This is a genomic window from Pseudomonas sp. RA_35y_Pfl2_P32, from assembly GCF_963970735.1.
Classification (GTDB): domain Bacteria; phylum Pseudomonadota; class Gammaproteobacteria; order Pseudomonadales; family Pseudomonadaceae; genus Aquipseudomonas.
Window position 1 is genome coordinate 1 of sequence record NZ_CAXAQF010000352.1, and the last position, 442, is coordinate 442.

At 65.2% G+C, this 442-nt stretch carries 1 protein-coding gene; it reads right to left on the minus strand.

Features of this window, described 5'->3' with window-relative positions:
• Window positions 1-442: AMP-binding enzyme (locus AACY45_RS28660; RefSeq protein WP_445261244.1), on the minus strand; the 442-nt coding region annotated here is incomplete at both ends.

Genomic DNA, 442 nt, shown 5'->3' on the forward strand with positions numbered 1-442 from the left:
GATCATCGACCACGGACGGATCGGCGAGTGTGCTGGTATCGCCCAGGCTCGACACGTCGCCCTCGGCGATCTTGCGCAGGATGCGGCGCATGATCTTGCCCGAGCGCGTCTTGGGCAGGCCTGGCGCGAATTGCAGCTTGTCGGGCGCGGCGATCGGGCCGATTTCCTTGCGGACCCAGCCGATCAGCTCCTTGCGCAACTCCTCGGACGGGGTGTTCCCTGAATTGAGCGTGACATAGGCGTAAATGCCCTGGCCCTTGATATCGTGCGGCATGCCGACGACGGCGGCTTCGGCTACTTCCGGGTGCAGCACCAGCGCGCTTTCGACCTCGGCGGTGCCCATGCGGTGGCCCGAGACGTTGATGACGTCATCGACGCGACCGGTGATCCACCAATAGCCATCGGCATCGCGGCGTGCGCCGTCGCCGGTGGTATATTTGCC